Origin of the sequence: Nitratidesulfovibrio sp. (assembly GCF_040373385.1) — a bacterium.
Lineage (GTDB): Bacteria > Desulfobacterota > Desulfovibrionia > Desulfovibrionales > Desulfovibrionaceae > Cupidesulfovibrio.
In genome coordinates, this window is sequence record NZ_JBDXXH010000013.1 from 1 (window position 1) to 18,725 (window position 18,725).

Annotated in this window: 17 protein-coding genes; 8 read left to right on the forward strand and 9 right to left on the reverse strand. The window is 64.1% G+C overall.

Features of this window, described 5'->3' with window-relative positions; translation table 11 throughout:
* Window positions 1-1,221 precede the first annotated feature (1,221 nt).
* The 4 genes from ABWO17_RS16275 to ABWO17_RS16290 form a co-directional block, all read right to left on the reverse strand.
* Window positions 1,222-1,845 (reverse strand): HD domain-containing protein, encoded by a 624-nt coding sequence (locus ABWO17_RS16275; protein ID WP_353120389.1) that lies wholly within the window; start codon window positions 1,843-1,845, stop codon window positions 1,222-1,224.
* Between the two features lie 236 nt (window positions 1,846-2,081).
* Window positions 2,082-2,723: a DUF2238 domain-containing protein gene (locus ABWO17_RS16280; RefSeq protein WP_353120391.1), complete on the reverse strand. Its 642-nt coding sequence runs from the start codon at window positions 2,721-2,723 to the stop codon at window positions 2,082-2,084.
* Between the two features lie 177 nt (window positions 2,724-2,900).
* A complete protein-coding gene (locus ABWO17_RS16285; RefSeq protein WP_353120392.1) occupies window positions 2,901-3,950 on the reverse strand; it encodes a DUF1848 domain-containing protein in 1,050 nt (349 codons plus the stop codon).
* Between the two features lie 114 nt (window positions 3,951-4,064).
* Complete coding sequence (locus ABWO17_RS16290) at window positions 4,065-4,955, reverse strand: flagellin N-terminal helical domain-containing protein (RefSeq protein WP_190243993.1); 891 nt, start codon at window positions 4,953-4,955, stop codon at window positions 4,065-4,067.
* 535 nt (window positions 4,956-5,490) lie between these two features.
* On the opposite strand from ABWO17_RS16290, the gene panB reads away from it, so the two are divergent.
* The 6 genes from panB to ABWO17_RS16320 all read left to right on the forward strand — a co-directional run bounded on the left by panB (window position 5,491) and on the right by ABWO17_RS16320 (window position 11,387).
* Entirely contained in the window at window positions 5,491-6,393 is a 903-nt protein-coding gene (gene panB / locus ABWO17_RS16295; RefSeq protein WP_353120395.1) for a 3-methyl-2-oxobutanoate hydroxymethyltransferase, read from the forward strand.
* Window positions 6,394-6,569: 176 nt separating this feature from the next.
* Window positions 6,570-7,469 carry an AraC family transcriptional regulator gene (locus ABWO17_RS16300; protein WP_353120397.1) on the forward strand — a complete coding sequence of 300 codons (900 nt, stop codon included), beginning with the start codon at window positions 6,570-6,572 and terminating at the stop codon, window positions 7,467-7,469.
* A 227-nt stretch (window positions 7,470-7,696) separates the two neighbouring features.
* On the forward strand, window positions 7,697-8,431 hold the full coding sequence (locus ABWO17_RS16305) for a carboxymuconolactone decarboxylase family protein (protein WP_353120399.1): 735 nt from the start codon (window positions 7,697-7,699) through the stop codon (window positions 8,429-8,431).
* Window positions 8,432-8,453: 22 nt separating this feature from the next.
* On the forward strand, window positions 8,454-9,509 hold the full coding sequence (locus ABWO17_RS16310) for an alpha/beta hydrolase (RefSeq protein ID WP_353120401.1): 1,056 nt from the start codon (window positions 8,454-8,456) through the stop codon (window positions 9,507-9,509).
* 146 nt (window positions 9,510-9,655) lie between these two features.
* Window positions 9,656-10,153, forward strand: coding sequence for a (R)-mandelonitrile lyase (locus ABWO17_RS16315; protein ID WP_353120403.1), 498 nt, complete (start codon window positions 9,656-9,658; stop codon window positions 10,151-10,153).
* Between the two features lie 217 nt (window positions 10,154-10,370).
* Window positions 10,371-11,387: an alpha/beta hydrolase gene (locus ABWO17_RS16320; protein ID WP_353120405.1), complete on the forward strand. Its 1,017-nt coding sequence runs from the start codon at window positions 10,371-10,373 to the stop codon at window positions 11,385-11,387.
* Window positions 11,388-11,537: 150 nt separating this feature from the next.
* Here ABWO17_RS16320 and ABWO17_RS16325 read toward each other — a convergent pair whose 3' ends face one another.
* On the reverse strand, window positions 11,538-12,311 hold the full coding sequence (locus tag ABWO17_RS16325) for a hypothetical protein (protein WP_353120407.1): 774 nt from the start codon (window positions 12,309-12,311) through the stop codon (window positions 11,538-11,540).
* Window positions 12,312-12,690: 379 nt separating this feature from the next.
* On the opposite strand from ABWO17_RS16325, the gene panC reads away from it, so the two are divergent.
* Window positions 12,691-13,542: a pantoate--beta-alanine ligase gene (panC, locus tag ABWO17_RS16330; RefSeq protein WP_353120409.1), complete on the forward strand. Its 852-nt coding sequence runs from the start codon at window positions 12,691-12,693 to the stop codon at window positions 13,540-13,542.
* A 142-nt stretch (window positions 13,543-13,684) separates the two neighbouring features.
* Window positions 13,685-14,854 carry a methionine adenosyltransferase gene (metK, locus tag ABWO17_RS16335; protein ID WP_353120411.1) on the forward strand — a complete coding sequence of 390 codons (1,170 nt, stop codon included), beginning with the start codon at window positions 13,685-13,687 and terminating at the stop codon, window positions 14,852-14,854.
* Window positions 14,855-15,018: 164 nt separating this feature from the next.
* On the opposite strand, the gene ABWO17_RS16340 is transcribed toward metK, so the two are convergent.
* The 4 genes from ABWO17_RS16340 to nth form a co-directional block, all read right to left on the reverse strand.
* Window positions 15,019-15,351, reverse strand: coding sequence for a PilZ domain-containing protein (locus ABWO17_RS16340; RefSeq protein ID WP_353120413.1), 333 nt, complete (start codon window positions 15,349-15,351; stop codon window positions 15,019-15,021).
* Window positions 15,352-15,518: 167 nt separating this feature from the next.
* On the reverse strand, window positions 15,519-16,490 hold the full coding sequence (locus ABWO17_RS16345) for a chemotaxis protein (RefSeq protein WP_353120415.1): 972 nt from the start codon (window positions 16,488-16,490) through the stop codon (window positions 15,519-15,521).
* Between the two features lie 270 nt (window positions 16,491-16,760).
* Window positions 16,761-17,594: a ribonuclease H-like domain-containing protein gene (locus tag ABWO17_RS16350; RefSeq protein WP_353120417.1), complete on the reverse strand. Its 834-nt coding sequence runs from the start codon at window positions 17,592-17,594 to the stop codon at window positions 16,761-16,763.
* Window positions 17,591-18,400, reverse strand: a complete 810-nt coding sequence (nth, locus tag ABWO17_RS16355) for an endonuclease III (protein WP_353120419.1) — start codon at window positions 18,398-18,400, stop codon at window positions 17,591-17,593. The genes ABWO17_RS16350 and nth overlap by 4 nt, the downstream gene beginning before the upstream one ends.
* Window positions 18,401-18,725 lie beyond the last annotated feature (325 nt).

Here is an 18,725-nt window from a genome sequence, read left to right on the forward strand (position 1 = left end):
CCGTTGCGCCCTTTTGACCACGCCCGATTTCGTTATGGCTCCGACGGGTGTGGAGAGGGCGTGAGCAGTTGCGTCCGGCCTCTACGGAGGCCGTTGTGCCCTTTTGACCACGCCCGATTTCGTTATGGCTCCGACGGGTGTGGAGGGGGCGTGCGCAGTTGCGTCCGGCCTCTACGAAGGCCGTTGCGCCCTTTTGACCACGCCCGATTTCGTTATGTCTCCGACGGGCAAGGGGCCGCTGAGCGGCGGCCCCTTGCATCCCCGCGCTCCAGGGGGGCTTCGCCACCCCTGGACCCCCAACGTATCCTGCACCGCATTCCTTCGCCGCCAGCTTCCCTCCGGCGCAGGACGCCTTCGGGTGATCTGGCGACGGGAACGCGATGTGCCCGAATCTCTCGTAGCCTCCATTTCACTGGGGTGCTTATACCTACGCCCTCGTTGCGACGCATGTGCCGCCGTCAAGGCCCGGCGTCACACGCTTCTACGCACGTCACGTTTCCTTTGAACAACATTCAGCTCTACGCAGTTGGTCTGGCGTTACCAGTGAAACAAGACGTCAAGCCCTTCAGGCAGGGTGCGGCATGCACGCGGATTGCACCCGCAGCCGACGATCCCCGCCGGAGGTTTTGCGACGTGTAAGCCTTGGCGTTGCGAGGGCATCCCATACCGACAGAAAGTGCACGCACAACCCGAATCTTCATCAAGGCGACGAGAGCCTTGCGCACATCGCATTCTCGTCGCCAGATCACCCGAAGGCGTCCTGCGCCGGAGGGAAGCTGGCGGCGAAGGAATACAGTGCGGGAAGAGTGGGAATAAAGGCACCGGGGCTACGCCAAGGCGTCGGGAGCCTTGCGCACATGCGCATTCAGGCGGGCAGATCGCCCGAGGCGCGCTAGCGCCGCAGGGAAGCTGCCCGACGTAAAGAATGCGGTGCAGGACGACACGGGGTTCCAAGGGGCGGAGCCCCTGGAACGCGGGGATGCAAGGGGCCATCGTTCAATGGCCCCTTGCCCGTCGGAGACATAACGAAATCGAGGGTGATCAAAGGGGCACGACGGCCTTAGTAGAAGCCGGATGCAACCGCGCACATCCCCTCCACACCCGTCGGAGACATAACGAAATCGAGCGTGGTCAAAGGGGCACAACGGCCTTCGTAGAAGCCGTCCTCAACAAGGCACCCCCGCACTCCCCCTCCCCAACCAGCGCAGCGCCTCTCACCCCTCACTCCTTCCCGTTCTTCCTCTCCCACCACGCCCGGTCCGGCCCCAGAAACCACCAGTCGGTGTGGTCGGTTTCGGCAATGGTCTTGGCAAGTTCGCGGCCTTCCTCGGTGCGCAGCCTCTCCAGCGCGCTTTCCATCCACTTGCCCGCGTACTTGTTGCCCAGGTCCAGTTCGCGCTTCAGGTTCAGGATCAGGTCCAGCTGGTCCGCGTCGTGGGCCAGTTGCGCCTCGGGGGTCTGCGAGGCTTCCAGGTCGTCCCAGAACTCCAGCATGTCCACCTCAAGGCCGGTGCCTTCGGCGGCGTGCACCACTGCATCGCGCGGCTTCGAGGTATTGTAGATGCGGTTGACGTAGTTGAAGTCGCCGATGCGCGCCTCGTGGAAGTCGTGGAACAGGCACAGCATGGCGGTACGGGAAGGATCGGCCCCGGCCATGCGGGCCAGCACGTAGCCGATGATGGCGGTGCGGAAGGAATGTTCGGCCACGTTCTCGTTGCCGGTGCCGAGAAACTGGTAGCCGGTACGCGGCGTGAGGCGCAGCATGCCCGCCTCGTTCAGAAAATCGACGATGCGCTTCAGGCGGCCGCGCCCCTGAAGGTTCAACTGGGGATTGCAGGCGGTCATGGCAAGGCTCCGGAAAACATGACGTCGGCCGCCAGCGCCCGGCGACAGACACCGGATGCGCCGCGCGGCGCGCCCGTCCGGCATACGGCATTTCCCCGGCGCTGTCCAAACGGCCCGGCGCTCCGGACAGGGGCCTCCGCCTCCCGACACATCTGGCCCCATCTGGCCGCGTCTGGCTGCCGCCGACGCCGCGCGCTCCATCCCGCCCCGACGCGCCCGTTACCCCCAAACCGGGCCTACACCGGGTCCATGCTGCCCCAGCGTCTGCCGCACAGCCGGAACAGCACCAGCGCGAACACGGCCCCCAGCGTATCGGCCAGCATGTCCTTCTGGGCGTCCCACACGTCGCCCTGACTGCCCAGAAAGGCCAGCCCCGCCTCGCCGCCTTCGGCATCGGCCACCAGCCATTCCAGAATTTCCCACCCGGCGGCCACGGCCATTACCGCGAACAGTCCGAACAGCAACGAAACCACCGGCCCGGCCAGGCGGCGACGCGTCAGCAACTCCGCGAAAGCATAGGCATAAAAGCCCACGCTGAAATGCCCCACCCGGTCAAAGTGGTTGCGCGCAAAGCCGAAGGCGTCGGTAATGACGCCAAAGGGCACCCGCTCGAAGGTGTAGTGCCCGCCCACGGTGTGCCAGAACAGCCACACCGCCATGAGCAGGTAGGCCGCCCCGCTGAACCGGAATCTGCGCGCCGTGCCCGCCAGCAGCAGAAAGATGGTGATGACCGGCGTGACCTCCATGTACCACACCGTGCGGTCGTACGGCGCAATGCCCAGCACCACGAACACCGCCACGAACACGGCGGCCAGCACTTCCGGCAGGCGTGATGAAACGGCAGGCATCTCGGGGGAATGCGCGGCGGGTGTGACCATGGGGGCCTCTCTTCTGCGGTGCAGGGGGTGATGGGATGCGCGCACGATGCCGCAGGGCCGAAGAACTGTAAACAACCGCCTGATGACGACACGAAAAAAAGACGGGCCGCGCATGCGACCCGCCCCGTACGTGCCGGTTCGCCCGCCGTCCTGCTGGCGACTGGCGGCTGGCGAGAGCTAGACGTCCCCTTCCGGGGTTTCGCCCCTTTCCGGCAACGGAATGATGCCGTCCGCGTCCAACTGGTGGCGGGCCCTGTTCTTTTCCACCACGGCCACGGAAGTATTGGCGTAGCAATACACGCACATGTGGCCGCAGGTGTTGTACATGCCGATATCCTTGCTTTCCACGCACCCACATTCTGTCCGCTGGCCCTTGTCCTTGCGCAGCAGGGTTTCCAGCCGTTGCGGCACGCCCAACACATGCTGGTCAAGCCGGATGCCGAGATGCCGTTGCAGCTTCACGTTGCCGGGACGGCATATCCTCGCGAAGAGGTCGCCGTCCACGCACTTGTTGGGATCGATGCCGTAACGCGCAAACGACCTGCGCTCGCCGCACGTCGCGGGTGTGAGCTGCCGAGAGGCAGCATAGGCCGCGATCATTTCCCCCAGCCGGTCCTGCTCGTCGAACGAAGGCTCGCGCAGCAACAGTTCCTGCTGCCGTTTGACGTTGCGCTGCACCTTGGCATAGGCCCCCACGTCCACAAAACTGAAGACCAGTTGCCGCGTGTACGGGGCCAGCGCATCCCCCACGCGGCGGATGCGTTCCATCACCCCGTCCGCGTCCAGCCCTTCGGCAAGGCAGATGGGATCATACCGCCACACCACCCGCTCGGATCCCCAGCGGCGCGACAGGGCCGCGAACGTCTCGATGCGCTCCGCCAGCGGCGGCACGCGGGGTTCGTATCCTTCCGCCTCGTAGTCGTTGACCGTGAACTGGAAATAGAAGTCGTACCCCCTGTCGTGGATTTCCTCCAGGTAGGGCAGCAGCGGCTTCGCATTCTTGGTCCAGAACACGATGCCGCCCGCCGCGCGCAGGTCTATGCGGAAGTCCTGCTGATTGAAGGGATTGCGCCACCGCACATACCCTTCGCGCAGGCGACGCATGAACCATTCCGCGTAAAAGGCCGGAATATCCGTGGACCGGCTGGCGGAAATGATTCCGGGCGTCAGTTCCCGCCCCTGAAAATCCGGGGAATCCTGCACGTTCTTCTCCCTGTCAGCGTTCACGCGCATCCTATCGTACAGTTTGCGGCAAACCTTCAAGGCACAAAAAAACCGGGCCGCTTGCGCGGCCCGGTCGAGCGTGTCTGCCAAAACCCCTCCACCTTACGGTGTGTTGCCTTAGCCGCCCAGCAGCTGCATGGCCATACGCGGCAGGGAGTTGGCCTGCGAGAGCATGGCGACGGCAGCCTGCGTCAGGATCTGCTGACGGGTGAATTCGGTCATTTCGCTCGAAACGTCCACGTCCGAAATCCGCGATTCGGCGGCCTGCAGGTTTTCCGACTGGATCTGCAGGTTGCTGATGGTGTTTTCCAGACGGTTCTGGAGAGCACCAAGGTTCGCGCGAATCTTGTCCTTCGAGATGATGGCGTTCTCGATGCCTTCCAGGGCGGCCTGCGCGGCAGACTGCGTGGAGATCGACTTGCCCTTGCCTTCCGCTGCCTGGCTGCCCACGCCCAGCGCCGACGCCGTGGAGGTGCCGATGCGGATGTAGTAGTAGTCTTCCGAGCAGTCGTTGGCCGAGCCGAAGTGGACCTTCAGCTTGCCGGTGGACACGAGGCCGGAGCCGTCGTGGGTGGCACCGGACAGGTTGCCGTTGAGCAGGTGAATGCCGTTGAAGTCCGTCGAGTTGGCGATTCGGGTGATTTCCGAGGCCATGGCCTGGTATTCCGAATCGATGATGAGACGCTGGTCCGAGGTGTAGGTACCGGTAGCGGCCTGTTCGGCCAGTTCCTTCATGCGGATCAGCTTTTCATCGATGACGCCAAGGGCGCCGTCGGCGGTCTGGATCAGCGAGATGGCGTCGTTGGCGTTACGCACACCCTGGTTCAGGGCGGCGATGTCCGAACGCATCAGTTCGCGAATGGCCAGGCCGGCCGCGTCGTCAGAAGCGGCACCAACACGAAGACCCGACGACAGTCGGCGTACGGACGTGGACAGGCTGCCGTACGACGAGCTGAGGTTGCGGGCGGCATTCATTGCCATCAAGTTGTGATTGATAACGAGAGACATAATATTCCTCCATGAATATTGCGCCGTTCCGGGCGGGGCACCACGCCGACCGCATCCATGCGATCATCCGCCGTTCATGCCCCTCTTTTCGGCCTGCCCATGTGAAACTATAGGGGGTGGCCTTCACTTTTCTTTACATGTGTCCGGACAAACCGGATTCGGGCAGGATTCGGGACGGATGCAGGCCCCGGAACCGGATTCCCGCACCAGACGCAGTGTTCGCGGCCTGCCCCCCCCCTGCCTGGCCATCCGGCCCGTCCGCCTTGGTCCGTGGACTCAGCGCATCCTGTCCGGTCCCGATGCCCCGTGCGACCGGGGCGTGCCTGCGGTTTGCCATGCCCCGATGGCGGATGTAGACTGATCGCCTGGCGTGACCGCGCCGAGACATCACCAGACGCGCAGCGTCGAGACATCACCGGACGCGCAGCGTCAAAGCATCGCCCGGCGTGACCGCGCCGAAGCATCACCCTGCGCACAAGCCGCACGGGAACATCACCGGGCGCACCCCGCCCGCAGCGCACAGAAGGAGCCTTTCATGAGCGTTCATCCGGCACCGGAACGTTCCGCCCCCGGCAAGCAGGCACGTCGTCCCGTCGGCACGCTGGACGTGCGCGCCGCCAAGGGCGCGCGGCGAATCGCCATGCTCACCGCCTACGATGCCCCCACCGCCGCCCTGGTGGACGGCTGCGACATCGACATCATTCTGGTGGGTGACTCGCTGGGCATGGTCATGCTGGGCCGGAACGACACCCTGTCCGTGACCATGGACGAAATGGTGCACCACTGCCGCGCGGTGACCGGCAGCGTCACCCGCGCGCTGGTGGTGGCGGACATGCCCTTCCTTTCCTATGAAACGAGCCCGGCGGATGCATTGCGCAACGCCGGGCGTCTGTTCCGCGAAGGGGGCGTGCGCGCCGTGAAGCTGGAAGGCGCCGGACCATACCTGCCGCAGGTGCGCGCCCTGGTGGACGCGGGCATTCCGGTCATGGGGCACATCGGCCTCACCCCGCAACGGGTGGCGCAACTGGGCGGGTTCAAGGTGCAGGGCAAGACCGCCGACGCGGCCCGACGCCTGCTGGACGACGCCCTGGCCCTGGAGCAGGCGGGCTGCTTCTCCATCGTGCTGGAATGCGTGCCCTCGCCCGTGGCCGCGCGCATCACCGCCGCGCTGACCATCCCCACCATCGGCATCGGCGCCGGGCCGGACTGCGACGGGCAGGTGCTGGTGCTGCACGACATGCTGGGCCTGCAGGACCGCATGGTGCCCCGCTTCGTCAAGCGCTACGCCAACCTTGCCGGGCAGGTGACGGACGCCGTGACCGCCTACAAGCAGGAAGTGGAAAGCGGCGCCTTTCCCGGTCCGGAACACGGCTTTGCCATGCCCGACGAGGAACTGCGCCAACTGGGCAGGGACGGGACCTCCAGCGGAAAGGAATGACCACACCTTCCACGGACCGGGTACGGCAGGCACGCTATGGGCGCAGCGACCCGTGAACAGGTTGCTGCAAGGCAATCGACAGCCTTGTGGGCCAGACATCTCCAGCGCATGCGGCAACCTGTCCGTGCCCATGGAACGAAGACAAGCACATCGTTTCCAGCTTCCGGAGTATCTGCATGATTGAAGCAATAGGCGTGGAAAAGCGAAATGCCGTTCTCAAAGAGAAACTGCTCAAGTGGCTCCCGAAACAGTCCCGACTGGAAACACAGATTTTCGGTTTGGCATTAAGCCGCTTTGACCAGGAAACTTCTGCGGAGAAATGCTTCTATCACCCCATCGTCGCGCTTATTGTCCAGGGATTCAAACGCTCCATGATCGGCAACCACGACGCAGATTATGGTGAGCGACATTCAATGGTTGTAGGCGTTGATATGCCGGGAATATTTCATATCACCCATGCGTCGCAGCAAAATCCTTTCCTCTCTCTGTCTGTAAGACTTGACAGACGCATCATTTCCCAATTGGCGACAGAGATGCCTTCAATAGTCACGTCAGACAACAAACCTGCAAATCCTGTAGCCATTTCCGAGGCCAGCGAAGAACTTCTCGAAGCATTCATACGGCTGGTCGATCTGCTGGACACACCGTCAAGAATACCTGTCTTTGCCCCCATGATCCTCCGCGAAATTCATTTCCACTTGCTTTCGGGCAGCCAGGGTGACTGCCTGCGGCTGTTCAGTACTGGCGGAACACAAACCAGCCAGATTGCCCAAGCCATCACCTGGCTGCGAGAAAACTACACAGGCCGCCTCCACATGGAAGAACTGGCCCGCCAGGTCAACATGGCCCCTTCGACATTCAACCGCCATTTCAAGCAGGTGACCAGCCTCAGCCCGCTCCAGTTCCAGAAACGCCTGCGCCTTTACGAAGCGGAGCGCCTTATGCTGCTTGAAGGAAAGGATGCCGGCACGGCGGCGGTCATGGTCGGCTATGAAAGCGGCTCACAATTCAACAGGGAATACAAGCGCCAGTTCGGAGCGCCACCCCACCGGGACGTGGCGCAGAAACGTTCCTAGCCCAAGACAACCGCGTACAATATTTGACAAACAATACAAACGAAGGGCGGAATGCATGTGTTGACGTGCATCCCGCCCTTCTTTGCGCCTGCCTGCTCCTCAGCGAAGCGCGAGCGAATCAGGCAAATATCTGCATGAATTGTGTATAGCGCCGACAGACAAGCCCCCTTATCTTGCTATCAGCCAAAACAGCCCACACAAACACCGTAGCGCTGAAGGAGGTTGCAATGCCAAGCAGAAACGCCGTGCCGCTATTGGCACTATGCCTCATCGCATTATTTGGAATCCCGGCAATAGCTCACGCCAAGAACGAAAACCACGACAACCAGTTGAGCAACAAGCAAAAGAGCATCATCCCCATTGCAGCCTTTACCGCAAATGGAGACACCGTAAAACTGAAGTCTGCCCTCGTTCATGGACTGGAAAACGGCATGACGATCAACGAGATCAAGGAAGTTATCGTCCAGATGTATGCATACGCGGGATTCCCTCGGAGCCTTACCGGTCTCGACACCTTCCTTGCCGTCCTGGAAGACCGGAAAGGACGAGGCATCAGGGACGAAATCGGCAAAGACGCCACCCCCTTGCCCGCCGGTGCAAGCATTCGCGACCTCGGCACGGCAGTCCAGACCAGGATTGTCGGCAGACCGGTCAGAGGCCCTGTCTACGAGTTCGCCCCCATCATCGATACGTTTTTGAAGGAGCACCTTTTCGGCGACATATTCGGGCGTGACGTCCTTGACCTCCAAGAAAGGGAACTGGCAACCGTGGCCGCCCTGGCCAGCCTTCCCGCCGAACCCCAGCTGCGCTCCCACCTGAACGTCTGCATGAATGTCGGCCTGACCGAACCCCAGATGAGGGCGTTCGTATCCATACTGGATGCAGAGGTCGGCAAGGATGAAGCCGAAAGGTCAGAGAGACTTCTGGATGCCGTCCTGCAAAGCAGGCAACCATCGAAATAGCAATGCAACACAAGAGGTAGCCATGAAAGAAATGATTCTGACAACCTTGGCCATGCTCTCTGCACTGGCCTTCGCCAGTGCCGCCAATGCTGCTGAACGGAATGCCTTTGGCCTTGTCTACAGGGGGGCCATTACGGAAAACGCCAAGAACAAGGTGAACATACACCCTGTAACCTACACCCTGAACGGCCTCAGGATTGCGGCCAACGTCTATACACCCGCCGGATATGACGCCACCCGCAAGTATCCTGCCGTGGTGGTGGCCCACCCCAATGGCGGCGTCAAGGAACAGGTGGCAGGCCTCTATGCCCAGCGACTGGCGGAAAACGGCTATGTCACCATCGCGGCGGATGCGTCCTACCAGGGAGCCAGCGAAGGCACGCCCAGAAACATCGACAAGCCCTATTACCGCACGGAAGACATCCACGGCATGGCCGACTACATCAGCAGCTATCCCGGCGTGGATGCCAATCGCCTTGGCGCGCTGGGGATTTGCGGCGGGGGCGGCTATACGCTGCATGCCGCCAAATCCGACAAGCGATTCAAGGCCGTGGCAACCCTGAGCATGTTCAACTCCGGCCAGGTGCGGCGCAACGGCTACATGAACACGATGCTTGATTCCGTGCAGCCCCGCCTGAAAGCGGCCTCTGACGCGCGCGCCAGGGAAATCGCCACCGGAGAAATCAGCTATTCCGGCAACGTCGACTTTGACGCCCTGACGGACGAAAGCATCAGCAAGATTCCCACCGACCTCTACCGCGAAGGCATGATCTACTACGGGCAGACGCACCGGCATCCCAACTCCACCTTCCGCTACACGACAAGCAGCCTTATGGAACTGATGAGCTGGGACGCCACCGACCATCTTGAACTGATCAATGCCCCGCTGTTGATGATGGCCGGCGAGAAAGCCGACTCGCTGTACATGACCGAAGAGGCATTCCGCAAAGCGGTGGGAACCAGCGACAAGGAACTCTTCAAGATTCCCGGGGCAACGCATATCCAGACCTACCATGTGCCGGAATATGTCGCCCTTGCCGTCGCCAAGCTCAAGGAATTCTACGGCAGAAACCTGTAACGGCGCCTGCTGACCACAGCACGGTAGTGCCGCACGGAATGCCGCAAGGAGCGCATCGTGTTGCGCAGCGGACAACACCTGCTCCCGCGCACAGGTGCGGCACTGCCCAGGCAGACGCAGTGGAGGGAATCCACCATGGAGTTTGCATGAACGTTCTCACAATATCCCTGATTGCACTGTGCCTGCTGATTCCGGAAATCGCATTCGCCGCACCGGCCCATGCCGAAGAGCAGGCCGCCGGTGGACAAATCGTCATTCCCGGCGGTTCACGCCCTTCGTCCACGGCTCCGAGCCGAAATTTTACGGGATACGTCCGCGTCGATCCCGTCTTCCAGGCTCAGGCTCCCGCCCGTGCCTATGGTTCCTATGTCACCTTTGAACCGGGAGCGCGCACGAACTGGCATACCCATCCGCTGGGCCAGACCCTTATCGTGACGTTCGGGACGGGCCTGACACAGGAATGGGGCGGCCCCGTCCAGATTGTCCGGCAGGGGGACGTGGTGATTTGTCCTCCCGGCGTCAAGCACTGGCATGGCGCTGCCCCTGATGCCGCCATGACGCATCTTGCCATAGGAGAACATGTGGAAGGCATGAGTGTAGAATGGATGGAGCAGGTAACTGATGAACAGTACCGAGCCAGATAAGGGCGGAACCAGCAGCGGAATTTCGACTCTGCCGTCATGCGGGCATGAATTTGGCGCCAGCGCGGGCACAGATGCGGAAGTCCGGATGGACCATGCCAACCGGTTCCGGGAAAGACAGCCGGGGAAGGATCAAAAGTAAGGAGTATCTTGCATGAAGCGGAAATCATTCCTTGCGGGACTATTGCTCACGGTGGGACTTTTTGCGACGGCTGACGCCATGGCGGCGGAAAAGGGGACCCAGCCCCCGCTGCTGATTCAGGAACAGGGCAGCTTTGCCGTGGGCGGCACGGTTGCCCGGAATCCCGGCACATTCGATCCGCGCAAGCCCGCCGATCCCGCAGGCCAGACGTTCCACGGCGACCACGCCTACGTGTTTTACCAACAGCCGGTAAATGCGCGCAGATACCCGCTGGTATTCCTGCACGGGGCCGGGCAGTTCTCCAAAACCTGGGAAAGCACCCCGGACGGGCGTGAAGGGTTCCAGAACATCTTCCTGCGGCGGGGCTTCAGCACCTACCTCGTTGACCAGCCGCGGCGCGGCAATGCGGGCCGCAGCATGGTGGAACAGAAGGTAACCCCCACGCCGGACGAACAGATGTGGTTCACCCAGTTCCGGGTGGGCGTATGGCCGGACTACTTCCCCGGCAGCCAGTTCCCCAAGGGCAAGGACACACTGGATCAGTACTTCCGGCAAATGACGCCGAATACCGGCCCGTTCGATGCCGGGGTAATTTCGGACTCCCTGTCCGCGTTGTTCGCGAAAATCGGCGACGGCATCCTGGTCACCCATTCGCAGGGTGGCGGTCCGGGTTGGATGACGGCCATGAAAAGCCCGAATGTACGCGCTGTCGTGGCGTACGAGCCCGGCAGCAACTTCACCTTCCCCGAAGGAGAGGTTCCCGCGCCCATTGAAAACAGGTTCGCCACCCTGAGCGCCCTCGGCGTTCCCATGGCAGACTTCAAGAAGCTGACGCGGCTGCCGATCATCATCTATTACGGCGATAACATCCCCAATGATCCCAGCGACGTTCCAGCCCAGGATTACTGGCGGGCCTGCCTTGCCATGGCCAGGAAATGGGCGGAAGCCGTGAACCGGCATGGCGGCGATGCGACCGTTCTCCACCTGCCCGAGGCGGGACTGAACGGCAATACCCACTTCCCCTTTTCGGATCTGAACAACGCGAAGGTGGCAGACCTGCTGTCTCGGTGGATGAAAGAGAAGGGGCTGGATTGACAGGCTCCGGGCTGTTTCCGCATGCCGGTCCCTGCCCTCCGACGCGGAAACAGCTCCCCCCACGGAAAACATGCTCATGCCGCATTACATCTGAACTGCGGACAAGGGCCGACGAAGCCCGCGAAGAAAGGGGCTATCCGGAAACAGCGGTCAGACGGAAACGTCGATCAGGTACAGGCAGCGCGGCTCCACCAGCAGCAGCTTGTCGTCGGAAAGATGCTCCGGCGCGGTGACGAAGCCGCCCCTTTCGATGACGTGAATGGCGTTGGCTTCGCGGCTGGAGTCATGCAGGAACAGGGTATCGCCCAGCAGCCGCCCGGCTGCCGTCCAGTGCGAAATCACCGGGTCGCCCCGGAAGGGCAGATAGCGGTGAAAGCGCAGCACGGCTGCCCGTTCCGGGCCGTCGGCAAGCCATCCGGCCAAGTGTTCCCATACCGCGCGGGGCGTGGGCTGGGGGGACGCATCCGGACCACGCCCACCCCGCGCTGCTCCCGACGCATCCGGACCCACCCGACCCGTCACGCGCAGGGCCGGGCTGGTGGCAAAGGGGCGCTCCACGCGCAGCGGAACCACGTCGCGGCTGGCGCGTTCCAGCACCGCCCGCACCAGCGCGTCATGATCGGTGGCGTTGTACAGCACGGCGCGAAAGGATTCCGCATCGCGGGCAAGGTCCAGCAGCACCTCGTTGAACAGCCGCCGCGCCTGCCCGATGCCCAGTTGCCGGACGGAACACAGGGCGTTGACCACCGCGTACACGGCGCAAAGCACGTCCAGTTGCCCCTGATGGAACGGCTGGAACGATTGGCCTGCTCGGGGTGAAGGGGACGAGGGCGATTGTTCCCGCACGGTGGCGGACCTGTCCGCCGCTCCGTGCGTTGCTCCGGGCGCTGCTCCGGGCGTGTCGTGGGAATTGGGCGCGACCATGCGGCTCCCGTGGGCATTGACGTTCGGACCACGTGGCGGCGTGCCGGGTGGACAGACCCTGCTCTTGCCCGCAGCCACCGCCCCCGTCAAGTGATGGCGGGGAATGGGGTGGCCGTGGAGGTACGGGGCAGGCACAGGGCAGGCACGGACCGCGCATGTCCGCACAGATCATCTGACACTCCGGCCAAACCGGGGGCCTCACGCCATGCCGGTACGGGTTTTGCTGATTCGCACCCCACTCGGACAAACCTGCCGGGCGCCCGGTGCGCCCCCTGGCCTCGACCCGCTTCGCGCCGTCCATATCGGTCGCCGTTTTCGCTGGACATCGTGGCGGGCTGCGTGTATACCCGCCTACACAACAATATTCGGATAACTTGATATGCAGATACTCACCGATCCCCGTACGTTGCAACAGACCTGCCTGCGCTGGCGGGCCGACGGCAAGCACACCGTGCTGGTGCCCACCATGGGCTATTACCACGCCGGGCACGAAAGCCTGATGTCCTACGCCCGTTCCCTGGGCGACAAGGTGGTGGTCAGCCTGTTCGTGAACCCCACCCAGTTCGGCCCCGGCGAAGACCTGGCCGCCTATCCGCGCGACCTTGAACGCGATGCCGCCCTGGCCGAGGCCAACGGCGCGGACATCCTGTTCACCCCGCAGCCCGCCGACATGTTTCCTGCGGGCCATGCCACGTGGATAGAGGTGCCCTCGCTGGCGGGCACGCTGTGCGGCATCACGCGCCCCACCCATTTCCGGGGGGTGTGCACCGTGGTCATGAAGCTGTTCCAACTGGCCATGCCGCGCACCGCCGTGTTCGGCCAGAAGGACTGGCAGCAACTGGCCATCATCCGCCGCATGGCGCGCGACCTGAACGTGCCCGTGGACGTGGTGGGCCGCCCCATCGTGCGCGAGGCGGACGGACTGGCCATGAGTTCGCGCAACATCTACCTTTCGACCGAAGAACGTGCCCAGGCCCCCAACATCCACCACGGCCTGGCCCTTGGCCGGGCGCTGGTGCAGGGGGGCGAGCGAGACGCCGCCGCAGTGGCCGAGGCCATGCGCCGCTACTGGCGCGAGAACCTGCCCCTGGCGCAGGAAGACTACATTTCCATCGTGCATCCGGAAACGCTGGAGCCGCTTGCGCGCATCACCGACGCGGCCCTGTGCGCCGTTGCCTTTCGCCTGGGCAAGGCCCGGCTTATCGACAACATGCTGCTGGCGGGCGAATAGCCCCGGCATCTCCGGAACCACCGGAACTGAAAACCGCAACCCCACGCTAAGAAACGCGCCCGAAGCCCGCAGCGCCCCGCAACCGCAACGCCGGGGGGCCAGGCCACAGCCGGGGCCACGCGCGCATCATCAGGAGGACCGCATGATTCCCGGAAAAGGCCGCTACTTCTTCACGTCCGAATCCGTCACCGAAGGCCACCCCGACAAGGTTGCCGACCAGATTTCCGATGCCGTGCTTGACGTGCTGCTGGCGCAGGACCCCATGTCCCGCGTGGCCTGCGAAACGCTGGTGACCACCGGCATGGCCTTCATCGCGGGCGAAATCCGCACCAAGGGCTTTGCCGACCTGCCCGAGGTGGTGCGCTCGACCATCCGGAACATCGGCTACAACAGCTCGGAAATGGGCTTCGACTGGAAGACCTGCGCGGTCATTTCCTCCATCGACAAGCAGTCGGGCGACATCGCCCAGGGCGTGGACCGGGGCAACCCCGAAGACCAGGGCGCGGGCGACCAGGGCATGATGTTCGGCTTTGCCTGCGATGAAACCGCCACCCTGATGCCCGCCCCCATCTACTGGGCGCACCAGCTTTCGCAGCGCCTGACCAAGGTGCGCAAGGACGGCATCCTCGACTTCCTGCGGCCCGACGGCAAGACCCAGGTTTCGTTCGAATACGTGGACGGCAAGCCCATGCACATCAACAATGTGGTGGTCTCGTCGCAGCATGCCGACAACGTGTCCAACACCACCATCCGCGAAGGCATCATCGAGGAAGTGATCAAGAAGACGCTGCCCGAAGGCCTGATGGCCGACGACTGCGAAATCTTCATCAACACCACTGGCCGGTTCGTGGTCGGCGGCCCCATGGGCGACTGCGGCCTGACCGGCCGCAAGATCATCCAGGACACCTACGGCGGCGCAGGCCACCACGGCGGCGGCGCATTCTCGGGCAAGGACGCCTCCAAGGTGGACCGTTCCGGCGCCTACATGGGCCGCTACATCGCCAAGAACGTGGTCAAGGCCGGCCTTGCCCCCAAGTGCGAAGTGCAGATCGCCTACTGCATCGGCGTGGCCGAGCCTGTTTCGGTGCTGGTTTCCTCGCTGGGCAGCAGCGAACTGTCGGACGAAGTGCTGACCCGCGCCGTGCGCGAGGTGTTCGACCTGCGCCCGTACCACATCATCAAGCGTCTTGACCTGAACCGCCCCATCTACGGCAAGACCACCTGCTACGGCCACTTCGGCCGCGAACTGCCCGAGTTCACCTGGGAGCAGTGCGACGCCGTGGCCGACCTGCGTACCGCCGCCAAGGTGTAGCGCGCGGCATCAGCCAGCCAGAAAAGACAGGGCGGGGAGCATGCTCCCCGCCCTTTTTGCGTGCAATGGTATTCGCCCTTGCGCCAGTGCCCCTGCGCGAGAAATAGGGGCTATCCCGCCACCATCCCGCGCTATCCGGCCACTATCCGGCCACTAGCCCGCCACTATCCCGCCAGATCGGCCAGGTCCGCCTGCAAGCCCGACACCGAGGCGTCCAGGTCCACGTCAAAGCTGGCCCCGAACTCGCTGCCGTTGACCCAGGCCACCGTGTAGGCCACGTCGCTCAGGTAGGCCAACTGAAAATTCTCGCCCCGCACCAACGTGCCCCGCAAGCCCTGCGCGGGCATGGGGTTGCCGTCGGCCAGCAGCATGCGCGAGCCGCCGGGGCTGATGTCGATGATCTGGGCGATGCGGTCCGTACCGTCCATGTGCACTCGGCACGACTGGTTCAAGCCGTAGGCTTTCAGAAAAATGCGCGCGTGGCGCCTGCGTTCCATGGTGTTTCCCCCTTTTTCGCCCTGCCGTGGCGCAACCGCCCGCATGCGCGCCAGCCCATCTGGCGCATCAATGCCTGAAACGGCGGCAACGCTACCACGCCCACGAAAGGATGGGAACGCCGTTAGTCGCTGCGCCCGTCATCCCCGCCCAGGCGCACCCGTCGAGCCTACGCCGCGCTGGCCCCCTGGCGGAACCGCTCGATCAGCCCGCGCACCCGCCCGGTAAGGCCGGGCAGGTCGGGCTTGGATATCTGGTCGTCGGCACCCACGGCGGTGCCCTTGTGGCGCAAGGCGTCGGTGATCAGCGAGGAGAACAGCACCACCGGCAGCTTTTGCAGCACCTGGTCTTCCTTGATGCGCCGGGTCAGGTTATGTCCGTCCATCTCGGGCATCTCGATGTCCGACACCACAAGGTCCACGTAGTCGTAGATGTGCTTGCGCTCTTCTTCGGCGCGCTTGCGCCAGCCGCACAGCACGTCCCACGCCTCTCGCCCGCTGCTGGTGCGGGTAACGCGAAAGCCCGCCTTCTCCAGGGTGCTGCCGATCATGTTGCGGATGGCCGAGGAATCGTCGGCGATGAGCACGTGCCAGTCTTCGGACAGGGTCATCGTCGGTTCCGCAACGTGCAGCGTCGCGCCTATGTCCGCCCGGGGATTCATGGAGGCCACGATCTTCTCCATGTCCAGCAGGAACACGATGCGGTCCTCGAAGCGCACCACCCCGATGACCGACTGGCCGCTGTAGGCCTGCATGTGCGAGTCGGGGGCCTCCACCTGGCTCCAGCTCAGGCGGTGGATGCGCGTGACCCCGGAGACCAGGAACGCGGTGACCATGCCGCTGAACTCGGACACGATGACCTTCAGCGTATCGCTGGCCACCACCTGCTTGTTTAGCCACCCCCCCAGGTCCACCAGGGGCAGCACCCTGCCGCGCAGGTTGAAGGTGCCCAGCGCCGCCGGATGGTGCTTGCTGGGCACGCCGGTGACCGTGGGCCGCCGGATGATCTCCAGCACCTTGGCCACGTTCATGCCGTAATAGCCACGGTACACCCCACCGCCGGGCAAGGTTTCCTCGATGTAGAATTCGATGATTTCGAGCTCGTTGGTGCCCGATTCGAGCAGGATGTTGGTCTGGCTCATGTGCCCCCCTGAAAGGTCGTGACGTGCACCCCAGTATGCCACACGTGGCACCGTGGGCAATTGTTTTTCCGGGTCGGGCGCAACAATATAGCCCCGCCGCCGCCTGCGTGGCGAAAAGGATGCGGGAAGCCGGATGCAGGGAAGGATGCCGACGTGAAATGGCCGGTCAGCACCGGGGGGGGGCATGCGACCGCACGGTGCAGGTGCGGCCAGATGGCGACAGGTGGGGACAGGTGGGACCAGATGCGAAAGGACGCGGGAAGCGGAGACTCAGGCCGCCCGCACGCCCACCCTGCGCAGTACCTCCGCGCTGGCGCGGAAGGGATTGTCGGCCCGGCCGCATTGCGGCAGCGGCACTTCCGGCAGGGCGGGCAGCCCGGCAAGGTGCGCATTGTAGGCATGCACCGCCAGCGGCTCCAGGGTCAGCACGTCTTCGGCGTTGTAGGCCAGCAGGGTTTCCAGGGCGCGCTCATCCCCGCTGTTCTGCCAATGGTGCCACAAGAGCACGGCGGTATAGCCGTCCACCCCGGTCAGCCCCCCGCGATCCAGCCCGAAGGCCTGCTCCACCCGCTTCAGCCCGCCGGAATACCCCAGCGGCTTCAGCACCCAGCGCAGGTCCAGGTGGGCCATGTCCAGCTTCTGGCGGAAGGTATGCTCGATGAACGGCGCATCAAAGCCGCGCCCGTTGAAGGTCACCAGCAGCTTGTAGTCGCGGATGTCGTCGGCGAAGGCTTCCAGGTTGTTGCCGTGGCGATAGGTGCGCAACTGGAACCCGTCCCACAGGGCTATGGTGGTGATGTGCGATTCCGGCCAGCCAAGGCCCGTGGTTTCGATGTCCACGTAGGCCGCCTGATGGCGGAACGCGGCGAACAGCCGCCACTGGTCCGCCGCGCCCAGGCGCTGGCCGAACCACGCGGCATCGCCCGCCGCGAGGCGCGCGTGCGAATCGGCGATGCCGGTGGCAAACGTGCCTGCCTCGTGCCTGCGGCAGGGAATGTCGCCGCGCGCGGCGGCATCCTGCCAGGTCAGGCAGCCCCCGCGCCACAGGCGTTCCTCGAAGGCGGCGCCCACGCCGGGCAGATGGCGGAAGGTGGAGGTGATCATGACATGCCGCCGTTGCGGGGTTTGGCGGGCGATTTGGGCGGAGGTGCGGTCGCAGGCCCGGCCGATGCGGCCCTGGCGGTGCCCGCCTTGCCGGGCCGTTTCCCGGCGGCCTTGCCCGCTGTCTTGGTCACCGCCTTGTCCATCTTCTTGCGCGAATCCGCGCCGGGCTTCTCCCCCACCCCATGGCGCGGGCAGACCTCGATCATCTCGCATTCGCCGCAACGCGGGGCACGCGCATCGCACACGTGGCGACCAAACCACACCAGCATGTGGTTCACGTCGCCCCAGGCATCGCGCGGAAAAAGGTCCATCAGGTCGCGCTCTATCTGCACCGGGTCCACGGATTCGGTGAAGCCCATGCGGAAGGCAATGCGCTTGACGTGGGTGTCCACGGCAATGCCCTCGTTGATGCCGTAGGCCCCCCACAGCACCACGTTGGCCGTCTTGCGGGCCACGCCGGGCAGTTGCACCAGTTCGGCCATGGTGCGGGGCACCTCGCCACCGTGCACTTCGGCCACGCGGCGTGCCGCCCCCAGCAGGTTGGTGGCCTTGTTGCGGTAGAAGCCGGTGGAATGGATGACCTCTTCCAGTTCTTCCTGCGTGGCACGGGCAAGCGCTGCCGGGCCGGGCCAGCGGCGGAACAGGCCGGGGGTGACCTGGTTCACGCGCACGTCGGTGCACTGGGCGGCCAGCACCGTGGCCACCAGCAGTTCCCAGGCGTTCTGGGCCACCAGATGCGTTTCGCGGGTGGGGTAACGCAGGCGCAGGAGTTCGAGCACCCTGGCCGCGCGGTCGGCGGTCTGCATGAAAGGCTCCGTGATGGGGATATGCGCGCAACTGGCGGGCAAGGGGACGGAAGGCCCACGGGACAGTGGCGAACAGGACCGGGCAGGCATGCCGGTGAACAGGCGTACAGGCGTAGGGGGGCAGGCATGCGGGCCTGGTGACGCCCTGCCCAGTGTGCGGCGGCCAGTATATGCCATGCCGGGCCGCGCCCCGCAACCACATGAAAGAGGAAGGCCCCGCGCGCCCTGCCGGGGCGTGCCGTGCCCTGCGCATGATTATCTGCTGCCGCCCTGCCGCCCCGTCACCGCCGTCAGCCAGCCCCATCCACATGCGTCCGTGCTCATT

Excerpts from the sequence above, each read along its gene's own strand:
- ABWO17_RS16275 (WP_353120389.1), bottom strand. The coding sequence starts at position 1,845 with ATGACCGCCTGCAATCCCCAGTTGAACCTTCAGGGGCGCGGCCGCCTG.
- ABWO17_RS16280 (WP_353120391.1), bottom strand. The coding sequence starts at position 2,723 with ATGGTCACACCCGCCGCGCATTCCCCCGAGATGCCTGCCGTTTCATCA.
- ABWO17_RS16290 (WP_190243993.1), bottom strand. The coding sequence starts at position 4,955 with ATGTCTCTCGTTATCAATCACAACTTGATGGCAATGAATGCCGCCCGC.
- panB (WP_353120395.1), top strand. The coding sequence starts at position 5,491 with ATGAGCGTTCATCCGGCACCGGAACGTTCCGCCCCCGGCAAGCAGGCA.
- ABWO17_RS16300 (WP_353120397.1), top strand. The coding sequence starts at position 6,570 with ATGATTGAAGCAATAGGCGTGGAAAAGCGAAATGCCGTTCTCAAAGAG.
- ABWO17_RS16305 (WP_353120399.1), top strand. The coding sequence starts at position 7,697 with ATGCCAAGCAGAAACGCCGTGCCGCTATTGGCACTATGCCTCATCGCA.
- ABWO17_RS16310 (WP_353120401.1), top strand. The coding sequence starts at position 8,454 with ATGAAAGAAATGATTCTGACAACCTTGGCCATGCTCTCTGCACTGGCC.
- ABWO17_RS16315 (WP_353120403.1), top strand. The coding sequence starts at position 9,656 with ATGAACGTTCTCACAATATCCCTGATTGCACTGTGCCTGCTGATTCCG.
- ABWO17_RS16320 (WP_353120405.1), top strand. The coding sequence starts at position 10,371 with ATGGCGGCGGAAAAGGGGACCCAGCCCCCGCTGCTGATTCAGGAACAG.
- ABWO17_RS16325 (WP_353120407.1), bottom strand. The coding sequence starts at position 12,311 with ATGGTCGCGCCCAATTCCCACGACACGCCCGGAGCAGCGCCCGGAGCA.
- panC (WP_353120409.1), top strand. The coding sequence starts at position 12,691 with ATGCAGATACTCACCGATCCCCGTACGTTGCAACAGACCTGCCTGCGC.
- metK (WP_353120411.1), top strand. The coding sequence starts at position 13,685 with ATGATTCCCGGAAAAGGCCGCTACTTCTTCACGTCCGAATCCGTCACC.
- ABWO17_RS16340 (WP_353120413.1), bottom strand. The coding sequence starts at position 15,351 with ATGGAACGCAGGCGCCACGCGCGCATTTTTCTGAAAGCCTACGGCTTG.
- ABWO17_RS16345 (WP_353120415.1), bottom strand. The coding sequence starts at position 16,490 with ATGAGCCAGACCAACATCCTGCTCGAATCGGGCACCAACGAGCTCGAA.
- ABWO17_RS16350 (WP_353120417.1), bottom strand. The coding sequence starts at position 17,594 with ATGATCACCTCCACCTTCCGCCATCTGCCCGGCGTGGGCGCCGCCTTC.
- nth (WP_353120419.1), bottom strand. The coding sequence starts at position 18,400 with ATGCAGACCGCCGACCGCGCGGCCAGGGTGCTCGAACTCCTGCGCCTG.